The sequence below is a fragment of the Kluyvera huaxiensis genome (assembly GCF_040149365.1).
GTDB classification, from domain to species: domain Bacteria; phylum Pseudomonadota; class Gammaproteobacteria; order Enterobacterales; family Enterobacteriaceae; genus Kluyvera; species Kluyvera intermedia_A.
In genome coordinates this window covers 42681-62753 of the sequence record NZ_JBEFLV010000007.1, presented here as the reverse complement: position 1 = coordinate 62753, position 20073 = coordinate 42681, and the positions used below count along the sequence as shown (strand labels likewise).

The window sequence follows — 20073 nt, the reverse complement described above, 5'->3', positions numbered from 1 at the left end:
AGAATCAGGCCTTTATGCCTGAATGTTGCGGAGAGAAAGCATGGCGGGGAATGACCGCGAGCCGATTGGACGGAAAGGGAAACCTGCACGTCCGGCAAAACAAAAGGTAAGCCGTCGACAGCTCAGAGACGATGAGTATGACGACGATTATGATGATGATGAATACGAAGATGAAAAACCGCGTTCGCGTAAAAGCGGCGGTAAAGGAAGCAAACCGCGCGGTAAACACCGCTGGTTCTGGTTCCTGGTCAAACTCGGCATCGTCTTTGCGGTATTGATGGCGATTTACGGCGTTTATCTGGATCAAAAAATCCGTAGCCGTATTGACGGTAAAGTCTGGCAGCTTCCGGCGGCGGTGTATGGCCGTATGGTCAACCTTGAGCCGGATATGACCATCAGTAAAAAAGAGATGGTGCAGCTGCTGACGGCAACCCAGTATCGCCAGGTGACGGCGATGACGCGGCCGGGCGAATTTACCGTGCAGGCTAACAGCATCGAGATGATTCGCCGCCCGTTCGATTTCCCGGACAGTAAAGAAGGGCAGGTACGCGCGCGTCTGACCTTTGATGGCGATCATCTGGAAACCATCGAGAATATGGACAGCAACCGCCAGTTCGGTTTCTTCCGCCTCGACCCGCGCCTGATTACCATGATGTCTTCGCCAAACGGCGAGCAGCGTCTGTTTGTCCCGCGCAACGGTTTCCCGGACCTGCTGATTGATACCCTGATAGCGACCGAAGACCGCCATTTCTATGAGCATGATGGCATTAGCTTCTACTCGATGGGGCGTGCGGTGCTGGCGAACCTGACCGCCGGACGGACGGTGCAGGGGGCGAGTACGCTGACCCAGCAGCTGGTGAAAAACCTGTTCCTCTCCAGCGAACGTTCTTACTGGCGTAAGGCAAACGAAGCGTACATGGCGCTGATCATGGACGCTCGCTACAGCAAAGATCGCATTCTTGAGCTGTATATGAACGAGGTGTATCTCGGTCAGAGCGGTGACAATGAAATTCGCGGCTTCCCGCTGGCGAGCCTCTATTACTTTGGCCGTCCGGTTGAAGAGTTGAGTCTTGACCAGCAGGCGCTGCTGGTGGGCATGGTGAAAGGGGCCTCGGTCTACAACCCGTGGCGTAACCCGAAACTGGCGCTGGAACGTCGTAACCTGGTTCTGCGCCTGCTGCAACAGCAGAAGGTTATCGACCAGGAACTGTATGACATGCTGAGCGCCCGTCCACTGGGCGTACAGCCGCGCGGTGGGGTGATTTCACCGCAGCCAGCGTTTATGCAGATGGTGCGTCAGGAGCTGCAGGCGAAGCTGGGCGATAAGGTCAAAGACCTGTCCGGCGTGAAAATCTTCACCACCTTCGACTCCGTTGCTCAGGATGCGGCAGAGAAAGCGGCGACTGAAGGTATTCCGGTACTGAAGAAACAGCGCAAGCTGAGCGATCTCGAAACGGCGATGGTGGTTGTGGACCGTTTCAGCGGTGAAGTTCGAGCCATGGTGGGTGGTGCCGAGCCGCAGTTCGCCGGCTACAACCGTGCGATGCAGGCACGTCGCTCGATTGGTTCTCTGGCAAAACCAGCAACCTATCTGACGGCGTTAAGCCAGCCGAATCAGTATCGCCTGAATACCTGGATTGCCGATGCACCGATTGCTCTGCGTCAGCCAAATGGCCAGGTATGGTCGCCGCAGAACGACGATCGTCGCTATAGCGGCCAGGTGATGCTGGTGGATGCGCTGACTCGTTCGATGAACGTGCCGACCGTTAACCTCGGGATGGCGCTGGGTCTGCCAGCCGTGACCGACACCTGGCTGAAGCTGGGGGCACCGAAAGATCAGCTCAACGCCGTTCCGGCAATGCTGCTGGGGGCGCTGAACCTGACGCCAATTGAAGTGGCGCAGGCGTTCCAGACTATTGCCAGCGGCGGTAATCGTGCACCGCTGTCGGCGCTGCGTTCGGTGATTGCCGAAGACGGAACCGTGCTGTACCAGAGCTTCCCGCAGGCTGAGCGTGCCGTTCCGGCACAGGCGGCTTACATGACGCTGTGGACCATGCAGCAGGTTGTTCAACGCGGTACCGGCCGTCAGCTGGGTGCTAAATATCCGAACCTGCATCTGGCAGGGAAAACCGGTACCACCAACAACAACGTCGATACCTGGTTTGCCGGGATTGACGGGCGTGAAGTGGTGATTACCTGGGTCGGTCGCGATAACAACCAGCCGACCAAGCTGTACGGCGCTAGCGGGGCGATGTCGATTTATCAGCGTTACCTGGCGAGCGAGTCGCCTATCGCGTTGGAGCTGACGCCGCCTGAAGATGTCGTCAACATGGGCGTTGATGATAACGGCAACTTTATCTGCGGCGGCGGTGGCTTACGTATGCTGCCAGTCTGGACGACAGACCCGGATGCGCTCTGCCAGCAGAGCCAGCAGCAGATAGAACAGCAGCAGTCAGCGAACCCGTTTGATTCGTCTTCTTCACAGCCGCAGCAGCAACAGCAACAACAGCAGCAGCAGCCGGCGCAGGAGAAAAAAGACGGCGAAGGCGTCGCAGGTTGGATCAAGGATATGTTCGGCGGTAATTAATCCTGTCTTGCCCTAAATAAAAAGCCTCTGTTTTAAACAGGGGCTTTTTTACATCTCTTTTTGCTTTTTTTTAACGCATTTATTTCATCTGTTTATTTCTTAACCCCTTAATTCTGGTAGGGGCTTATATCGCTTGCTATGCGTCCATCGGCTGTCCTATTATGCTTTCGGTTATAATAATAATTCTCGTTTACGTTATCATTCACTTCATTAGAGATATACCAATGGCGCGTCCTAAAACTGCTCAGCCAACCCACTCGCTGCGTAAACTCGCAGTCGTAGTCGCCACAGCGGTTAGCGGCATGTCTGTTTACGCACAGGCTGCAGATAAACCGAAAGAAGAAACCATCACCGTTACCGCAGCTCCAGCGGCTCAGGAAAGTGCCTGGGGCCCGGCAGCGACGATTGCTGCCAAGCACTCGGCAACGGCAACCAAAACGGATACCCCGATTGAAAAGACGCCGCAGTCTGTTTCGGTGATTACCCGTCAGGAGATGGATATTCGTCAGCCGACGACCGTGAAGGATGCAATGGCCTATACGCCAAGCGTCTTCTCCACTCGTGGCAGCTCCTCGACCTATGATGTTGTTTCCATTCGTGGTTTTACTGCACCAACCACCGTTAACACCAACCAATATCTGGATGGTATGAAGCTTCAGGGTAATAACTATTCTGAAATTTCGATGGACCCTTATTTCCTGGAACGCGTAGAAGTGATGCGTGGGCCAACGTCTGTGCTCTACGGCAACAGCAACCCGGGTGGTGTCGTTAGCATGGTCAGCAAGCGTCCGACCACTGAACCGCTGCGTGAAATTCAGTTCAAAATGGGTACTGACAACCTCTGGCAGACCGGTTTTGACTTCAGTGATGCTATTGATGACGCGGGCGTGTGGTCTTACCGCCTGACCGGTTTAGGTCGCAGCCAGGATGCCCAGCAGGATATGGCGAAAGCCAGCCGTTATGCGGTGGCGCCGTCCTTTAGCTGGCGTCCGGATGATAAAACTGACTTCACTTTCCTGAGCAATTTCCAGAGCGATCCAGATGCCGGTTACTACGGCTGGTTGCCACGTGAAGGCACGGTGGTTCCTTACGTTGATGCTAACGGTAACTCGCACAAGCTGCCGACCGACTTCAACGAAGGTGAAAGAGATAACAAGATGCAGCGACGCCAGCAGATGGTGGGCTACAGCTTCTCTCACGCGTTTAACGATACCTTCACCGTGCGCCAGAATCTGCGTTACGACCAGGTGAAAACGCTTTACCGTTCCGTGTACGGCTTTGGCTATGACGGCGCCGGTAATATCAAACGTAACTACGTTCGTTCCGACGAAGATCTCAATACCTTTACCGTGGATACGCAGCTGCAATCCAACTTTGCGACCGGTGACGTAGGTCATACGCTGCTTACTGGCGTTGATTACTCACGTATGCGCAACGACATTGATGCACTGTACGGTTCTGCTGATTCTCTGAATATGCAGAATCCACAGTACGGTAACCCGAACATCGACGTCAGCGGTCCGTATGCGAAATACCAGGTTCTGAACCGCATGGAGCAGACGGGTCTGTATGCACAGGATCAGATGGAATGGGATAAATGGGTGCTGACGCTGGGTGGTCGCTATGACTACGCGAAAACGTCAACGCTGACCCGTACCAACGGTAATGAAGCCATGAATCACGACCAGCAGTTCACCTGGCGTGGCGGTGTAAACTACCTGTTTGATAACGGTATTTCTCCATACTTCAGCTACAGTGAATCCTTCGAACCGACGTCTGGCTCCACGAAAGAAGGCAAGCCATTCGATCCTTCTCGCGGCAAGCAGTATGAAACCGGCGTGAAGTACGTTCCGAAAGATATGCCAGTTGTGCTGACAGCCGCTATTTACCAGCTGACCAAGAACAAAAACCTGACGTCTGATCCGAACGACTCTACGGGTCTGTACAGCGTTCAAACGGGTGAAATTCGCTCTCGTGGTCTTGAGCTGGAAGCGAAAGCCGCTGTTAACGAAAATATCAACGTGACCGCTGCCTACAGCTACAACGATGCTGAATATACTGAAGACACCATCTTCAAAGGCAAACGCCCAGCAGAAGTTCCGCGTAATCAGGCTTCTCTGTGGACTGACTACACCTTCTACGATACCGCGCTCAGTGGCCTGACCTTCGGTGCGGGTGTGCGTTATACCGGTTCAACCGTTAGTTATTACAAATACGACACGACAACCGGGAAGAAGAATGATTCGTTTAACGTCGGCGGTTACACCGTTGCTAATGCGATGGTGAAATACGATCTGGCGCGCTTCGGCCTGCCGGGATCGTCTGTCGCGGTTAACGTCAATAACCTGTTTGATCGTGAATACGTCTCCAGCTGCTATAGCGAATATGCATGCTACTGGGGCGCAGAGCGTCAGGTTGTTGCTACCGCAACGTTCCGTTTCTAACCACCTCCAGGGCGCGGATTTTCCGCGCCCTTTAACATGTTGACGGTTATGCAGGACAACACAACTCATTCTGATACGACCTTTTCTCTGGAACAGGTCGTTTTTCGCGTTCCAGGCCGTACGCTGCTTCACCCACTTTCCTTAACTTTCCCTGCGGGCAAAGTGACCGGTCTTATCGGTCATAACGGTTCGGGTAAATCCACGTTACTGAAAATGCTCGGCCGCCATCAGCCACCGTCAGAAGGCGATATCCTGCTGGATAGCCAGCCGCTGGAAAGCTGGAATAGCAAAGCATTTGCCCGTAAGGTTGCCTATCTGCCGCAGCAGCTGCCGCCGGCGGAAGGGATGACGGTGCGTGAACTGGTGGCCATTGGCCGCTACCCGTGGCATGGGGCGCTTGGGCGCTTTGGCGTCGCCGATCGTGAGAAAGTGGATGAGGCGATAGCGTTGGTAGGATTAAAACCGCTGGCGCAGCGTCTGGTTGATAGTCTCTCCGGTGGTGAGCGTCAACGTGCGTGGATTGCCATGCTGGTGGCGCAGGACAGCCGCTGTTTGCTGCTCGATGAACCGACCTCGGCGCTGGATATTGCCCATCAGGTTGATGTCCTGGCGCTGGTGCATCGCTTAAGCGAACAGCGTGGGTTAACGGTCATTGCCGTGCTGCACGATATCAATATGGCGGCGCGCTATTGCGATTACCTGGTCGCGCTACGCGGCGGCGAGATGATTGCTCAGGGCACGCCGAATGAACTGATGCGCAGCGAAACGCTGGAAAAAATCTACGGTATTCCAATGGGCATCCTGCCTCATCCAGCCGGTGCTGCACCGGTAAGTTTTGTCTATTGATGATGGCTGATAATCGGATTAGCCGCCGCCGTTTACTGACGGCGATGGCGCTCTCACCGCTGCTGTGGCAGATGCAAAAGGCGCAGGCCGCGCCGATTAGTGCCGAACGTATCGTGGCACTGGAATGGCTGCCCGTCGAACTGATGCTGGCACTGGGCGTCACGCCTTACGGTGTCGCGGATATTCCTAACTACCGGATGTGGGTTAACGAACCGGCGCTGCCGGACTCGGTGATTGACGTCGGATTGCGTACCGAGCCGAACCTCGAACTGCTGACGCAGATGAAGCCTTCTATGCTCGTCTGGTCGGCAGGCTATGGGCCTTCGCCGGAGATCCTGGCCAGAATTGCCCCAGGCCGCAGCTTTGCCTTCAGCGATGGTAAACAGCCGCTGGCCCAGGCGCGGCGCTCGCTGCTGGAGATGGCAGAGATGCTGGATAAGCAGGCGGTAGCGCAACGCCATCTGGCAGAGTTCGATGCTTTTATCGATGGCCTGAAGCCACGATTTAAACAACGTGGTGACCGTCCGCTGCTGATGGTTTCGCTGCTGGATCCGCGCCACATGCTGGTGTTCGGCCCTAACTGCCTATTCCAGGAAGTCCTCGACCGGCTGGGCGTGAAAAATGCCTGGCAGGGCGAAACCAATTTTTGGGGCAGCACGGCGGTCGGGATCGACCGTCTTGCGGCCTATAAAGACGTCGATGTGCTGTGTTTTGACCACGGCAACGCCGCCCAAATGAGCCAGCTCGCGGCTACTCCGCTGTGGCAGGCGATGCCGTTTGTCCGTGCTAACCGCCTACAGATTGTTCCGGCGGTATGGTTCTACGGTGCGACGCTATCGGCTATGAACTTTGCGCGGATTCTGGATAATTCTCTCGGAGGCAAGGCGTGAAAGCGAAACTGTCGCCATTTGCCGCCATCTTGCTGTTAGTGCTGTTTGTTACTGCACTGGCGCTGACCTGGTTTAACTTCAACATCGCGCTACCTAATAGCCAGTGGTTTAAGGCGATGCGTCAGCCTGATATTGACGCTATCGACCAGATGCTCTTCCACTACAGTCTGCTACCGCGTCTGGCTGTCTCGTTGTTAGTTGGCGCAGGATTAGGGCTGGTTGGTGTGTTGTTCCAGCAGGTGTTGCGAAACCCGCTGGCGGAGCCGACCACGCTTGGCGTGGCGACCGGCGCCCAGCTCGGAATGACCGTCACCACGCTGTGGGCGCTTCCGGGCGTGCTGACTTCGCAATTTGCGGCGCTGGCAGGGGCGTGTATCGTCGGGGCGCTGGTGTTCGGCGTGGCGTGGGGCAAGCGCCTTTCTCCGGTGACGCTGATTCTGGCGGGGCTGGTGGTCAGCCTGTACTGCGGCGCTATCAACCAGCTGATGGTGTTATTCCATCACGACCAGCTGCAAAGCATGTTCCTGTGGAGTACAGGAACGCTGACGCAGACCGACTGGAGCGTGGTGCAGCGCCTGTGGCCTCAGTTGCTGGGCGGCGTGATGTTGACCCTGCTGCTGCTGCGTCCGCTGACCCTGATGGGGCTCGATGACGGTGTGGCCCGCAATCTGGGACTGGCGTTGTCATTAGCACGTTTGGGCGCACTGACGCTGGCTATCGTGATCAGCGCCTTGCTGGTGAATGCGGTAGGGATCATTGGTTTTATCGGCCTGTTCGCGCCGCTGCTGGCGAAAATGCTCGGTGCACGGCGTCTGCTCTCGCGCTTACTGCTGGCACCGCTGATTGGTGCGCTGATCCTGTGGCTCTCCGATCAGTTGATCCTCTGGCTGACCCGCGTGTGGATGGAGGTCTCAACCGGTTCGATTACGGCGCTGATTGGTGCACCGCTATTGCTGTGGTTGCTGCCACGCCTACGCAGTATGAGCGCACCGGCGATGAACGCTAGCGATAGCGTAGCGAGTGAGCGGCATCACGTGCAGTGGTTCGTGCTGGGCGGGCTGGTGATTTTACTGGCGGGAATTTTTGTTGCACTGGCGCTAGGCCGTGATGCGCATGGATGGCATTGGGCAACCGGTACGCTGCTTGATGAATTGCTGCAGTGGCGCTGGCCACGTATCGCATCGGCGCTGATTGCCGGGGTGATGCTGGCGGTGGCTGGCTGTATTATTCAGCGCTTAACCGGCAACCCAATGGCCAGCCCGGAAGTGTTGGGAATAAGCTCCGGCGCTGCGTTTGGCGTGGTGTTGATGCTGTTTATGGTGCCGGGAAATGCCTTTGGCTGGCTGCTGCCAGCCGGGAGTCTGGGTGCTGCGGTGACGCTTATCGTGATTCTCGTTGCTGCCGGTCGCGGTGGTTTTTCGCCGCAGCGTATGCTGCTGGCGGGGATGGCGCTGAGTACCGCCTTTACCATGCTGCTGATGATGCTCCAGGCCAGCGGCGATCCGCGCATGGCGCAAATTCTGACATGGATTTCCGGCTCGACCTATAACGCCACCGGTAAGCAGGTGGTGCAATCGGCAATTGCCATGCTGGTGCTGTTGCTGCTGGTGCCGCTGTGCCGTCGCTGGCTCACTATCTTACCGCTCGGCGGTGAAACGGCTCGCTCCATTGGGATGGCGCTGACGCCTGCGCGCGTCGGCCTGCTGCTGCTCGCCGCATGTCTGACGGCGGCGGCAACCCTGACTATCGGGCCGCTGAGCTTTGTCGGGCTGATGGCGCCGCATATCGCGCGGATGATGGGTTTCCGTCGTACGATGCCGCATATCGTGATTTCGGCATTGATTGGCGGGCTGCTGTTGGTGTTTGCCGACTGGTGCGGACGAATGCTGATGTTCCCGTATCAGATTCCAGCGGGGCTGCTGTCGACCTTCATTGGCGCGCCGTACTTTATCTATCTGCTGAGAAAGCAGAGCCGATAAAAAAGCCGGATAAGCATGCGCTTATCCGGCCTACAGACTTGTGTACTTACGTAGGCCGGGCAAGGCGTAGCCGCCCCCGGCAATGACGTAGAATTACAGTTTCGTAAACACCCGACGCGCCGCGTCGATGGTATTGTCGATATCTTCTTCGCTGTGGGCGATGGACATAAAGCCCGCTTCAAACGCCGACGGCGCCAGATACACGCCTTCATCCAGCATCAGATGGAAGAAGCGCTTAAAGCGCTCAACATCGCACTTCAGTACGTCCTGGTAGCAGGTCACTTCTTTTGCATCGGTGAAGAAAATACCAAACATGCCGCCAACGTTGTTAACGACCAGCGGAATGCCCGCATCTTTCGCCGCATCCAGCAGTCCCTGCGCTAGCTGATTGGTCAGCTCGGTGAGGGTTTCATGCACGCCAGGCTGCGCCACTTCGGTCAAACAAGCAAAGCCTGCGGCCATGGCGATCGGGTTACCGGAAAGCGTTCCCGCCTGGTAAACCGGGCCGGTTGGCGCCAGTGCGTCCATCACGTCGCGGCGACCACCAAAGGCACCTACTGGCATACCGCCACCGATGATTTTGCCAAGGCAGGTCAGATCCGGCACTACGCCGTAATAATCCTGCGCACCGGCCAGCGCCACGCGGAAGCCGGTCATCACTTCATCGATAATCAGCAGCGCGCCGAACTCGTCGCACAGGGCGCGCAGGCCCGGCAGGAACTCTGGCTGTGGCGGAATGCAGTTCATGTTGCCAGCAACAGGCTCAACGATGATACAAGCGACTTCCTGCGGGAACTGCTCGAACGCCGCGCGTACAGATGCCAGATCGTTATAGGTGCAGGTAAGGGTGTGTTTGGCGAAATCAGCCGGTACGCCCGGAGAGTTCGGCTGGCCGAGGGTCAGCGCGCCGGAGCCGGCTTTCACCAGCAGGCAGTCGGCGTGGCCGTGATAGCAGCCTTCAAATTTGATGATTTTGTCGCGACCGGTAAAACCGCGTGCCAGACGAATGGCGCTCATAGTGGCTTCGGTACCGGAGTTCACCATGCGCACCATGTCCATGGTTGGTACCAGTTCTGTTACCAGCTTCGCCATGGTCACTTCCATTTCGGTCGGTGCGCCGAAACTCAGGCCGCGCTCTGCCGCTTCAATCACCGCATTACGGATGGCTGGGTGGTTGTGGCCCAGAACCATTGGTCCCCAGGAACCCACATAATCGATATAGGCTTTGCCATCGACGTCATACAGATACGCGCCGTCTGCACGTTCGATAAACAGCGGTGTGCCGCCGACGCCGGTGAAGGCACGTACCGGCGAGTTCACGCCGCCGGGAATCAGTTCACGCGCAGCGCTATAGAGATTTTCAGATTTGCTCATTGCCAGGTTCCTGGTTCGTGAAAAAAGTTTTGCCCGGTATTCTAAATTATTACGCGGAGGTTATGAAATTTTTGGCCGTTGTGGCGTAAATGAGGCGCAGGGTTGACCGCATCTGGCTTCGAGGGGCAGATTTAGCTCCGTGGGGAGATTACCGTGCAGGGAGAGCCCGCTTTATGAGCGGCTCGAATTCTGTCGCAGGGGGAAAATCCGCGTGTTAATGATGGCAATATTGACCTCGCAGGGCGTGCCATCATCGAGATAAACGGTTTCATCAATTTCCATGACCGCATCATTCTCTTTAAGATTCAGTAAATTAATGATGTCTTCGTCCACCAAATTAATGGACGTTAAGTTCTGATCCCTGCGCTGGACCTTTTTCCCGGTAATACTTTCGATATAACTATATTTGGAAATTTCGAGCTGACTTAATTCCATGCTGGTGAACATATTCACGGGTAAATGGATATGTTCCAGTGCCACGGGAATATCATCGAAACACATCAGGCGTAATATTTTATAAATCTGGTCGCTATTCTTAATGCGTAATGATTGTGCCATTTCAGGCGTAGGTACTTTCATTATGCTGAATTTAATGACTTTTCTAACGCCTTTGTGGCCATTCTTCTGGGCCTGATAATCAAAAGGCGATAGCGCATGAAACCTTCCTGAGTGATTGCTTTTGCCGATTGAGCCGACGAATAAACCCGAGCCTTTTACGCGATAAATTCGCTGCTGTTCGATTAACAGGCGCGTAGCTTCGCGCACCGTCGCTCGCGTGATGCCGATATTTTTGGCAATCGCAATCTCGGTGTCTAGCTTATCTCCGGGTAAAAGGTTGTCCGTCGTTATTTTCCTGAGAATGTAATCGACTACCTCTTTTTGCTTCTCTGTGATGCCATCAACCATCGACTTTGTTCCTAACCAATGTGAGCGCGAACGCCGCTGAGTCCTGTTTACATGTATGCCTGACTTTGTTTTCTATCGACTAGATAGTTCACGCCATATTGTGAGCAAGTTAACGAATTTGATCTTACAAATGCCGCATCTCGATAAAATCCATTTTTGCATATTGTATCTGGACACGTCTATGTGCATCATCAAGATGACTAGACAAGTGAAACATGTATAGACTTGTTTTTTCTGCTGGTAAGAATGCAGTAAGAAAAGAAGAAAAGTAAGCAATTAATTGTATTTTAATGTTTATTTTTTCTTTTTTTTGCCCGTGATGACGTAAGTGGCGTCGGTAGGCATGCCTGACCAACACAATGATAAAAATGAAGGTTTCGCGCGACATGTCTGTTCATGCTGCTCTGGGGAGAAAACCCAGAAACATGATTCTTGAACGTATAATCCAGGTTAAGAGAGAGACGTATGAGCAACAGAAAGTTAGCGAATGCCATTAGGATCCTGAGCGTCGACGCGATTCAGAAAGCCAACTCCGGTCATCCGGGCGCACCGATGGGGATGGCTGATATTGCAGAGGTTGTTTGGCGTCACCACCTGCGCCACAACCCTAAAAATCCGCAATGGTTCAATCGCGATCGCTACGTGCAGTCGAATGGCCATGGCTCAATGCTCATTTACTCTCTGTTGCACCTTACCGGTTACGACCTGAGCATGGACGATATTCGCGAATTTCGTCAGCTTCACTCTCGTACGCCTGGCCACCCTGAGTATGGCTATACCCCCGGTGTTGAGACCACGACGGGCCCGCTGGGGCAAGGAGTGGCAAACGCCGTCGGGATGGCGATTGCCGAAAAAGCGCTGGCCGCTGAATTCAATAAACCTGGTTTTAATATCGTTGACCATCATACCTGGCTATTCCTCGGCGACGGCTGTTTGATGGAAGGCATCTCTCATGAAGCTTGCGGCCTTGCCGGAACGCTGGGGCTGGGTAATCTGATTGCCGTCTGGGACGATAATGGCATTTCTATCGACGGCCACGTGGAAGGCTGGTTCGCCGAAGATACCGCCGCCCGTTTCCGTGCCTACGGTTGGCATGTCATTGAAGGGATTGATGGCCATGATTCGCAGGCTGTTGATGCCGCCGTTCGGGAAGCCAAAAGCGTCACTGATAAGCCAAGTCTCTTATGCTGTAAAACCATTATCGGCTTCGGCTCGCCGAATAAAGCGGATAGCCATGAATGCCACGGTTCGGCGCTGGGTGCCGATGAAGTGGCGCGGGTGCGCGAGCAGCTGCAATGGCCACACCCACCTTTTGAAATTCCTGCTGATATTTATGCTGCGTGGGATGCCACAGAAAAAGGGGCTCAGATTGAGCAGGCATGGGACGACCTGTTCACCGCGTATGCACAACAGTGGCCTGAATTGGCCGCCGAGTTTACTCGTCGTATGAAAGGGGAACTGCCTGCCGAGTGGGCCGGGAACATGCAGCAGTATGTGCGTGAATTGCAGGCCAATCCGGCAGCGTTAGCAACACGCCAGGTCAGCCAGAACTGTTTGAATTTCTTTGCCGATACGCTTCCGGAATTGATGGGGGGCTCGGCGGATCTGTCTCCGTCGAATCTGACCCGACATCAGAAGTCCGTCGATTTTAGCGCCGCAAATGCGGGCGGGAACTATATCTCCTACGGCGTCCGGGAGTTTGGCATGTCAGCCATCATGAATGGCCTGGCATTGCACGGTGGTTTTATCCCTTACGGCGGTACGTTCCTGATGTTTATGGAGTATGCCCGTAACGCGCTGCGCATGGCGGCGTTGATGAAAATCCGCTCGGTATTCGTCTATACCCACGACACGATTGGTCTCGGCGAAGATGGCCCGACGCACCAGCCGGTTGAGCAACTTGCTTCACTGCGCCTGACCCCGAATATGGAAACCTGGCGCGGATGCGATCAGGTTGAAGTCGCAGTCTCCTGGCAACAGGCGATTGAGCGCCAGGATGGGCCATCGGCGCTTATCCTGACCCGCCAGCCGCTTGCTCAACAGCCGCGCAGCGAGGAACAACTCAACAATATTTCCCGTGGGGGATATGTGTTAGTGGACTGCGAAGGTGTTCCGGAATTGATATTGATATCCGCAGGTTCTGAGATTGAGCTGGCCGTTGCTGCCGCTCAGACTTTGCAGCAGGAAGGTCGTCGGATCCGCGTGGTTTCCATGCCTTGCACCGAACGTTTTGATAATCAGGATGAGGCATATAAAGAATCTGTCTTACCGAAGCAGGTTCGTAACCGCCTGGCCGTTGAAGCCAGTATTGAAGGGTTCTGGCAGCGATACACTGGGCTGGATGGCAAAGTTATCGGCATGAGTTCATTTGGTGAATCAGCGCCAGCCAGTGTCCTATTTAAATACTTTGGTTTTACGAAAGAGAATGTGACGCAAACTGCACGCAGCATGCTTTAGTCGCCACTTTTTTATCATTGAGAACAATAGGTAATATCCATGCCAACATTATCCAACTGGCTGAATAAAGACAAAGTTCAGTATGTGAAATCAGTCGCTGACTGGAAAGAAGCGATCCAGATTGCGGCTCGCCCGCTGCTGGCAGAAGGCGCAATTTCACCGGCCTACGTTGAGTCGATTATCAAACAAAAAGAAGAGATTGGGCCGTATTTTGTCATTGCACCGCGAATTGCCATGCCGCATACGCGGCCAGAGCATGGTGCAAAGGCTCTGGGTCTGTCGATTGTGAAACTGGGTCAGGCCGTGGAGTTCAATTCTGAAGATAACGACCCGGTCGATGCGATTTTTATGTTCTCGGCTCCCGACAGTAATAGTCATATTGAAATGATTTCGCAGTTAGCTGAAGTGCTCTCAGATGATGAGGTTATGCAGCAAATTTTTAGTACGCAAAGTGCAGAAGATTTACAGGCGATTTTACTCGGTGAAGCGTCAGCTTCTTGTTAAATATACCCTAATCGAAAAAATATGAGGTCAATTATGAAAATTATGGCGGTATGTGGCTCAGGTCTGGGTAGCAGCTTTATGATGGAAATGAACATCAAGAAAGTGCTGAAGAAAATTAATATCACGGCTGACGTCGAACACTCTGATTTGGGGTCAGTGACACCGGATGTTGCTGATGTATTTGTGATGGCGAAAGACATCGCCTTCAGTGCCAATTTACCGGAAGATAAAGTTATTATTATCAATAATATTATCGATTTAAACGAAGTTGAACAAAAAATAAAAGACTACTTTGATCAGCACTAATTAAGTGGGCAATAAAATACCCTGCTACAGAGGTTAATATGTTTGTTCAAAACTTTTTACAGCTTATTGTCGATATCATGAAGGTGCCATCAATCCTCGTCGGATTGGTGGCTCTGTTTGGCTTAGTTGCCCAAAAAAAATCGTTCCCTGATGTGATTAAAGGGACCGTTAAAACGATTCTGGGCTTTTTGGTGCTATCCGGGGGGGCTTCAGTCCTGGTGGGTTCGTTATCACCACTAGGTGATATCTTTAAGCAAGCCTTTGATGTACAGGGTATTATCCCGAACAATGAAGCAATGGTATCCATTGCTCTGGAAAAATACGGTGCACCAACCACGCTAATCATGGCGTTTGGTATGGTGGCAAACATCGTTGTTGCTCGCTTCACCCGACTGAAATACATCTACCTCTCCGGGCATGTGACCTTCTACATGGCCTGTATGGTGGCAATTATTCTTTCTGTCGCCGGTTTCGAAGGCGTGCAGCTGATTTATACCGGCTCGCTGGCCCTTGGCATGCTGATGGCATTTTTCCCCGCCATTGCGCAGCCTTACATGCGTAAAATTATCGGTAGCGATCAGGTTGCTCTGGCACACACCGGTACGGTTGGCTACGTTCTTTCTGGATGGATTGGTTCCGTTGTCGGTAAAGGCTCCAAATCTACCGAAGAAATGAACATGCCTAAGAACCTGAGCTTCTTACGCGACAGTACGATCTCAATATCGCTGACCATGATGATCATTTATTTGGTCCTCTCTATTTCAGCCGGTAAAGAGTATGTCGAAAGTCATTTCAGTCATGGTCAGAACTACCTGGTTTATTCATTTATCCAGGCAATTACCTTTGCGGCTGGGGTATTTATTATCCTGCAGGGCGTGCGTTTAATCCTTGCTGAAATCGTGCCTGCGTTCACCGGCTTCTCTGAGCGCCTGGTGCCAAACGCCAGACCGGCTCTGGATTGCCCAATTGTCTTCCCGTATGCGCCTAACGCGGTGCTGGTTGGTTTTATCTCCAGCTTCGTTGGCGGTCTGGTGGGGCTGTTTATTCTTGGGCAGCTCAAATGGGTACTTATCCTACCGGGCGTAGTTCCTCACTTCTTCTGTGGCGCAACGGCCGGTGTGTTCGGTAATGCGACCGGGGGTAAACGCGGGGCGATTATCGGGGCATTCGCTCACGGTATTCTGATTACGTTCCTGCCTGTTGCGCTGATTCCGGTGCTGGGTGCGCTGGGCTTAACCAACACCACCTTCTCCGATACCGATTTCGGCGTCGTTGGGATTATCCTTGGCAACATGGCGCGCTTTATGACGCCTGGCACGATAACCATGACCATTACCGGTATTTTCGCACTCCTCGTGGTCTACAACTTCCTGGGTAAAAAGAAAGTTGTGGTAGAAGAGTAGTAAATTACGCGGGATAAAATATGCCTCCTTCTGGAGGCATATTTCATTTAAGCGCCTATCTTATCTGGTGCAGAGATCGAGTTATCAGGGACGTCAACCGGTCGGTTCGTTCAATTGATCTTCTGCGCCGCTTTCTATTCATTCACGCTAACCGCTGATGAACTAAAATTTTACCCCGGTGCAACAAAGCATTCGCGACGCGTTTTTTTTCGCGACGACGCGCACAGGTGTGAGTAAAATGCTCTCCCTTTCCATTTGTATTACCAATTAGTGAAGACGTGATGAAAGCAGAGATAACTCCTTTAGAGGCACAACGGATCGTTCATTTACGCCGCCGCGATGTGGTGCGTAAATTATTGAACCGGGATAAAACGCCGCTGATGGTACTGCTGTCGGCTGCCGTTGTCGGTTCTCTGGTGGGGCTGGTTGGCGTGGCGTTTGAGCATGCGGTGAACTGGGTGCAAAACGCGCGTATCGCTACGCTGGCGCAGGTCGCCGATCATTGGTTTATCGTCTGGCCGCTGGCGTTTATTTTATCGGCCCTGCTGGCGATGGTGGGCTACTGGCTAGTGCGCCGCTTTGCGCCGGAAGCCGGTGGGTCAGGTATTCCCGAAATTGAAGGTGCGCTGGAAGAGCTGCGTCCGGTGCGCTGGTGGCGCGTGCTGCCGGTGAAATTCGTCGGCGGCATGGGAACGCTGGGTGCCGGGATGGTGCTGGGACGCGAAGGACCGACGGTGCAAATTGGTGGCAATATCGGCCGCATGGTGGGGGATATTTTCCGCCAGCGCGGCGAAGAGTCGCGTCATACGCTGCTGGCAACAGGTGCGGCGGCGGGGCTTTCGGCGGCTTTTAACGCGCCGCTGGCGGGCATTTTGTTTATTATCGAAGAGATGCGCCCGCAGTTCCGCTACAGTCTTATCTCGATTAAAGCGGTGTTCGTCGGCGTCATTATGTCGAGCATCATGTTCCGCATCTTTAACGGCGAAACGCCGGTGATTGAAGTCGGTAAACTGACGAATGCGCCAGTTAATACGCTGTGGCTGTATCTGGTGCTGGGGATTATTTTTGGCTGCGTTGGCCCACTGTTTAACACGCTGGTGCTGAAAACTCAGGATATGTTCTTCCGTATTCACGGTGGTGATATCAAAAAATGGGTGTTAGTTGGCGGCCTGATAGGGGGTGGCTGCGGTATTCTCGGCCTGTTTCACCCGGCGGCCTCCGGCGGTGGATTTAGCCTAATCCCAATTGCGGCGGCCGGGAACTATACCGTTGGCGCGCTGCTGTTCTTGTTTGTTGCCCGCGTCGCGACGACGCTGCTGTGCTTTTCCTCCGGAGCTCCCGGTGGGATTTTTGCGCCGATGCTGGCGCTGGGTACGCTGCTGGGTACCGCATTTGGGATGGCGGCGATGAATCTTTTCCCGGCTTATCATCTGGAAGCGGGGACCTTTGCTATCGCTGGAATGGGGGCGCTGTTAGCGGCGTCCGTACGTGCACCGCTCACCGGAATCGTGCTGGTGCTGGAGATGACCGATAATTATCAGCTCATTTTGCCAATGATTATTACCGGGCTCGGTGCCACGCTATTAGCGCAGTTCCTCGGTGGACAGCCGCTCTACGCCACGATTCTGGCAAGAACCCTTGCCAAGCAGGAAGCTGAACAGGAGGCGAAAGCCCAGCGGTCAGCGCCGGAGAATACTTGAACGATTTACTCGGGTATTAGATAATGACACAAAGAGTCGGGTGAATATTAACCTGAACCTGCAGTATTAATGGGAGCAAAAAATGAGTGATGACGTAGTGCTGCCGCTGGAGTTTACCGACGCCGCAGCCAAAAAAGTAAAAGTCCTGATCGCGGATGAAGAAAATCCAAATCTGAAACTGCGCGTGTATATCACGGGCGGCGGTTGCAGCGGCTTCCAGTATGGTTTTACCTTTGATGACCAGATCAACGACGGCGATATGACCATCGAAAAACAGGGCGTAGGCCTGGTGGTCGATCCGATGAGCCTGCAGTATCTGGTGGGCGGTTCCGTTGACTATACCGAAGGGCTGGAAGGTTCACGCTTTATCGTGACCAACCCGAACGCAACCAGCACCTGCGGCTGTGGTTCTTCGTTCAGCATCTGATGTGCTTGTCCGGGCTGTGATGTGAATTTTAATTGCCCGCCTTCTGGCGGGCAATTTCATTTAGCGGCCAGGCTCATCCAAAGCAAAGGTGGGCAGCTTCAGGTGCCAGCGAATCGCCGCCAGGCGAATAGCCAGCGTTACCACCATTCCCATCATACTGGCGTTTTCCAGTGGCACATCAAAGGTGTAGTAAGCCGTTGCGTGGACAATCCCGCCGGCAATACAGGCCGTGGCATAGATTTCAGTCCGCAGGATCATCGGAACTTCACGCGCCAGCACGTCACGAATAATCCCGCCGCCGACGCCGGTGACGACACCCATACATATAGCAACCAGCGGCCCGGAGTGGGCGATAAACGCTTTGTTGACGCCAATGCCGACGAATACCGCGAGACCGACGGCATCCAGCACCGGCAGCACCCATTTGGGTAAACGGCGCGGCTGGCGCACCAACACAATCGTCAGCATACAGGTGACCATCGCCACGACCAGATCGGTTGGGTCTTTTACCCAGAATACCGGGCCGTTGGCCAGCGCCATGTCACGAATGGTACCGCCGCCGACGGCGGTGACGACACCGAGCACCAACACACCGAACGGATCCATACGCAGCTTACCCGCCAGCAAAACGCCGGAGACCGCGAAAACCATGGTGCCTACAATATCCAGCCAATAAACAAGCATGACCAATTACCCAATTAATGAACCTGCTCGAGTGCAGTACAGAGTTGTTTTGCGGCGAGGATAATACGTGGGCTTGCCCGTTCAAACCAGTCACTATTGAGGGGAATGATGGGGATTGTGAGCTGGCTGGCCCAGTACTGCTGAATTTTCGGAATTTGGCTCTCGTCGCCCGCGGCAACGATGACCTGCGGCTGACGCATTAGCACCTGTTCACGGCTCACCTGTGGCCAGGCGACGCGGCTGTCGGCGAAGATATTTTCACCGCCACAAATCTCCAGTACCTGGTTTTGAATCGCGTTTTTGTTACTGGTGAAAATAGGGTTAAAGCCAAATTGCATAAACACCCGTTTTTTCGGGGCGTTGGCGTACTGCGCTTTGAGCTGCGTATAGTCATGCAGTAGGGCGGTTGCGGCCTGCTCGGCTTTCTCCGGCGTTGGGCTCCATTTCGCGAGCTGGCGCAGCGTGGCGGCAATCTCTTCAATGCTGTGAGTATCCACCCATAAAACGTCGATCCCAAGAGCGCGCAGCTGGTTCACCTGGCGTTCGGCGTTGCCTTCTTTCCACGCCAGCACCAGGTCTGGATGGAGGGCGACAATGCGTTCCAGATTAATTCCCTGCCATGAGGAAACCTGCTCAATCGCTTTGGCTTCGGCGGGATAGTCTGACCATGCGCTCACGCCAATCGGGGTGATCCCGGCGGCAAAGGCCAGTTCGGTATTGGCGGGAGAAAGGGAGATAACCCGCGGCGCGGCACACAGCCACGCCGGGACGCTAAGCAGCAGGGCCAGCAGCCCTGTGATGAGCCGCTTAGCCACGCGCCAGCTTCTGCACCAGCGTTTCAACCATCAGCGTTGACTGTTTGGCGGCAACCGCCAGGAACTCGTCAAAGCTCAGGTGGGACTGTTGATCGGCAACGTCGGAAATCGCGCGTACCACGACAAACGGCACGGCAAAGCTGTGGCAGACATGAGCAATCGCCGTGGCTTCCATCTCAACCGCAATCGCCTGCGGGAAGTTATGGCGGATTTTTGCCAGACCGACGGAACCGTTGATGAAGGCATCGCCGCTGACGATCAGGCCGCGTACGGCGTTCAGATCGAGGGATTTAATGCACTCTTCGGCAGCGGCAATCAGTTTGTCGTCTGCTTTGAAGGCCGCCGGGCAGCCTGCCATCTGGCCAATTTCATAGCCGAATGCGGTAACGTCAGCGTCGTGATAGCGCGCTTCGTCGGAGACCACGATGTCGCCTACTTTCAGGGTTGGCGCGAGGCCGCCTGCGGAACCGGTATTAATGATGACGTCCGGCTGACAGCGTTCCAGCAGCAGGGTTGCGCCCATTGCCGCGGCAACTTTACCAATGCCTGATTTCAGTAACGCGACGTCAACGCCGTTAAGCTGACCGGTATAGATCTCGCTACCGCCAATGGTGATGGTCTGACGATTTTCGATTTTGTCACGCAGCAGCGTAACTTCTTCTTCCATTGCGCCAATAATGCCGATTTTCATAGATTTACTCGCGATGTGCCATGTTTAAAGGCATAGTCTATCATGCGGTTCAGGGGAAGC

Annotated in this window: 16 protein-coding genes; 11 read left to right on the top strand and 5 right to left on the bottom strand. The window is 54.2% G+C overall.

All coding sequences use genetic code 11. From position 1 onward, the window contains the following. Positions 1 to 40 precede the first annotated feature (40 nt). The 5 genes from mrcB to fhuB all read left to right on the top strand — a co-directional run bounded on the left by mrcB (position 41) and on the right by fhuB (position 8746). Positions 41 to 2587, top strand: coding sequence for a bifunctional glycosyl transferase/transpeptidase (gene mrcB, locus ABOC97_RS09295; RefSeq protein ID WP_349596645.1), 2547 nt, complete (start codon positions 41 to 43; stop codon positions 2585 to 2587). 224 nt (positions 2588 to 2811) lie between these two features. After that, on the top strand, positions 2812 to 5031 hold the full coding sequence (fhuA, locus tag ABOC97_RS09290; protein WP_349596643.1) for a ferrichrome porin FhuA: 2220 nt from the start codon (positions 2812 to 2814) through the stop codon (positions 5029 to 5031). A 48-nt stretch (positions 5032 to 5079) separates the two neighbouring features. Then, entirely contained in the window at positions 5080 to 5877 is a 798-nt protein-coding gene (fhuC, locus tag ABOC97_RS09285) for a Fe3+-hydroxamate ABC transporter ATP-binding protein FhuC (protein WP_234505184.1), read from the top strand. Between the two features lie 2 nt (positions 5878 to 5879). Further along, the gene (fhuD, locus tag ABOC97_RS09280) at positions 5880 to 6767 is read left to right on the top strand and encodes a Fe(3+)-hydroxamate ABC transporter substrate-binding protein FhuD (protein WP_349596969.1); all 888 of its coding nucleotides are present in this window, start codon (positions 5880 to 5882) and stop codon (positions 6765 to 6767) included. After that, positions 6764 to 8746, top strand: a complete 1983-nt coding sequence (fhuB, locus tag ABOC97_RS09275) for a Fe(3+)-hydroxamate ABC transporter permease FhuB (RefSeq protein ID WP_349596639.1) — start codon at positions 6764 to 6766, stop codon at positions 8744 to 8746. The genes fhuD and fhuB overlap by 4 nt, the downstream gene beginning before the upstream one ends. A 93-nt stretch (positions 8747 to 8839) precedes the next feature. On the opposite strand, the gene hemL is transcribed toward fhuB, so the two are convergent. Next, positions 8840 to 10120, bottom strand: a complete 1281-nt coding sequence (hemL, locus tag ABOC97_RS09270; RefSeq protein WP_349596636.1) for a glutamate-1-semialdehyde 2,1-aminomutase — start codon at positions 10118 to 10120, stop codon at positions 8840 to 8842. 171 nt (positions 10121 to 10291) lie between these two features. Then, entirely contained in the window at positions 10292 to 11026 is a 735-nt protein-coding gene (locus ABOC97_RS09265; protein ID WP_349596633.1) for a GntR family transcriptional regulator, read from the bottom strand. Positions 11027 to 11491: 465 nt separating this feature from the next. On the opposite strand from ABOC97_RS09265, the gene tkt reads away from it, so the two are divergent. The 6 genes from tkt to erpA all read left to right on the top strand — a co-directional run bounded on the left by tkt (position 11492) and on the right by erpA (position 17823). Further along, positions 11492 to 13483, top strand: a complete 1992-nt coding sequence (tkt, locus tag ABOC97_RS09260; protein ID WP_349596630.1) for a transketolase — start codon at positions 11492 to 11494, stop codon at positions 13481 to 13483. A gap of 39 nt (positions 13484 to 13522) precedes the next feature. Further along, a complete protein-coding gene (locus ABOC97_RS09255) occupies positions 13523 to 13987 on the top strand; it encodes a PTS sugar transporter subunit IIA (RefSeq protein ID WP_349596627.1) in 465 nt (154 codons plus the stop codon). A gap of 33 nt (positions 13988 to 14020) precedes the next feature. Next, on the top strand, positions 14021 to 14293 hold the full coding sequence (locus ABOC97_RS09250) for a PTS sugar transporter subunit IIB (RefSeq protein WP_349596624.1): 273 nt from the start codon (positions 14021 to 14023) through the stop codon (positions 14291 to 14293). A gap of 38 nt (positions 14294 to 14331) precedes the next feature. After that, positions 14332 to 15696 carry a PTS ascorbate transporter subunit IIC gene (locus tag ABOC97_RS09245; protein ID WP_234505171.1) on the top strand — a complete coding sequence of 455 codons (1365 nt, stop codon included), beginning with the start codon at positions 14332 to 14334 and terminating at the stop codon, positions 15694 to 15696. A 281-nt stretch (positions 15697 to 15977) separates the two neighbouring features. After that, positions 15978 to 17396 (top strand): H(+)/Cl(-) exchange transporter ClcA, encoded by a 1419-nt coding sequence (clcA, locus tag ABOC97_RS09240; RefSeq protein WP_349596621.1) that lies wholly within the window; start codon positions 15978 to 15980, stop codon positions 17394 to 17396. Positions 17397 to 17478: 82 nt separating this feature from the next. Then, positions 17479 to 17823, top strand: a complete 345-nt coding sequence (gene erpA, locus ABOC97_RS09235) for an iron-sulfur cluster insertion protein ErpA (RefSeq protein WP_234505168.1) — start codon at positions 17479 to 17481, stop codon at positions 17821 to 17823. Between the two features lie 60 nt (positions 17824 to 17883). Here the strand turns inward: erpA and ABOC97_RS09230 are convergent, their stop codons facing one another. Genes ABOC97_RS09230 through mtnN form a run of 3 tightly spaced genes read right to left on the bottom strand, consistent with a single transcriptional unit; the run spans position 17884 to position 20013 of the window. After that, the gene (locus ABOC97_RS09230) at positions 17884 to 18507 is read right to left on the bottom strand and encodes a TRIC cation channel family protein (RefSeq protein WP_349596617.1); all 624 of its coding nucleotides are present in this window, start codon (positions 18505 to 18507) and stop codon (positions 17884 to 17886) included. Between the two features lie 14 nt (positions 18508 to 18521). Continuing rightward, on the bottom strand, positions 18522 to 19322 hold the full coding sequence (gene btuF, locus ABOC97_RS09225; protein ID WP_234505165.1) for a vitamin B12 ABC transporter substrate-binding protein BtuF: 801 nt from the start codon (positions 19320 to 19322) through the stop codon (positions 18522 to 18524). After that, positions 19315 to 20013 carry a 5'-methylthioadenosine/S-adenosylhomocysteine nucleosidase gene (mtnN, locus tag ABOC97_RS09220; RefSeq protein ID WP_061282402.1) on the bottom strand — a complete coding sequence of 233 codons (699 nt, stop codon included), beginning with the start codon at positions 20011 to 20013 and terminating at the stop codon, positions 19315 to 19317. The genes btuF and mtnN overlap by 8 nt, the downstream gene beginning before the upstream one ends. Between the last annotated feature and the right edge of the window lie 60 nt (positions 20014 to 20073).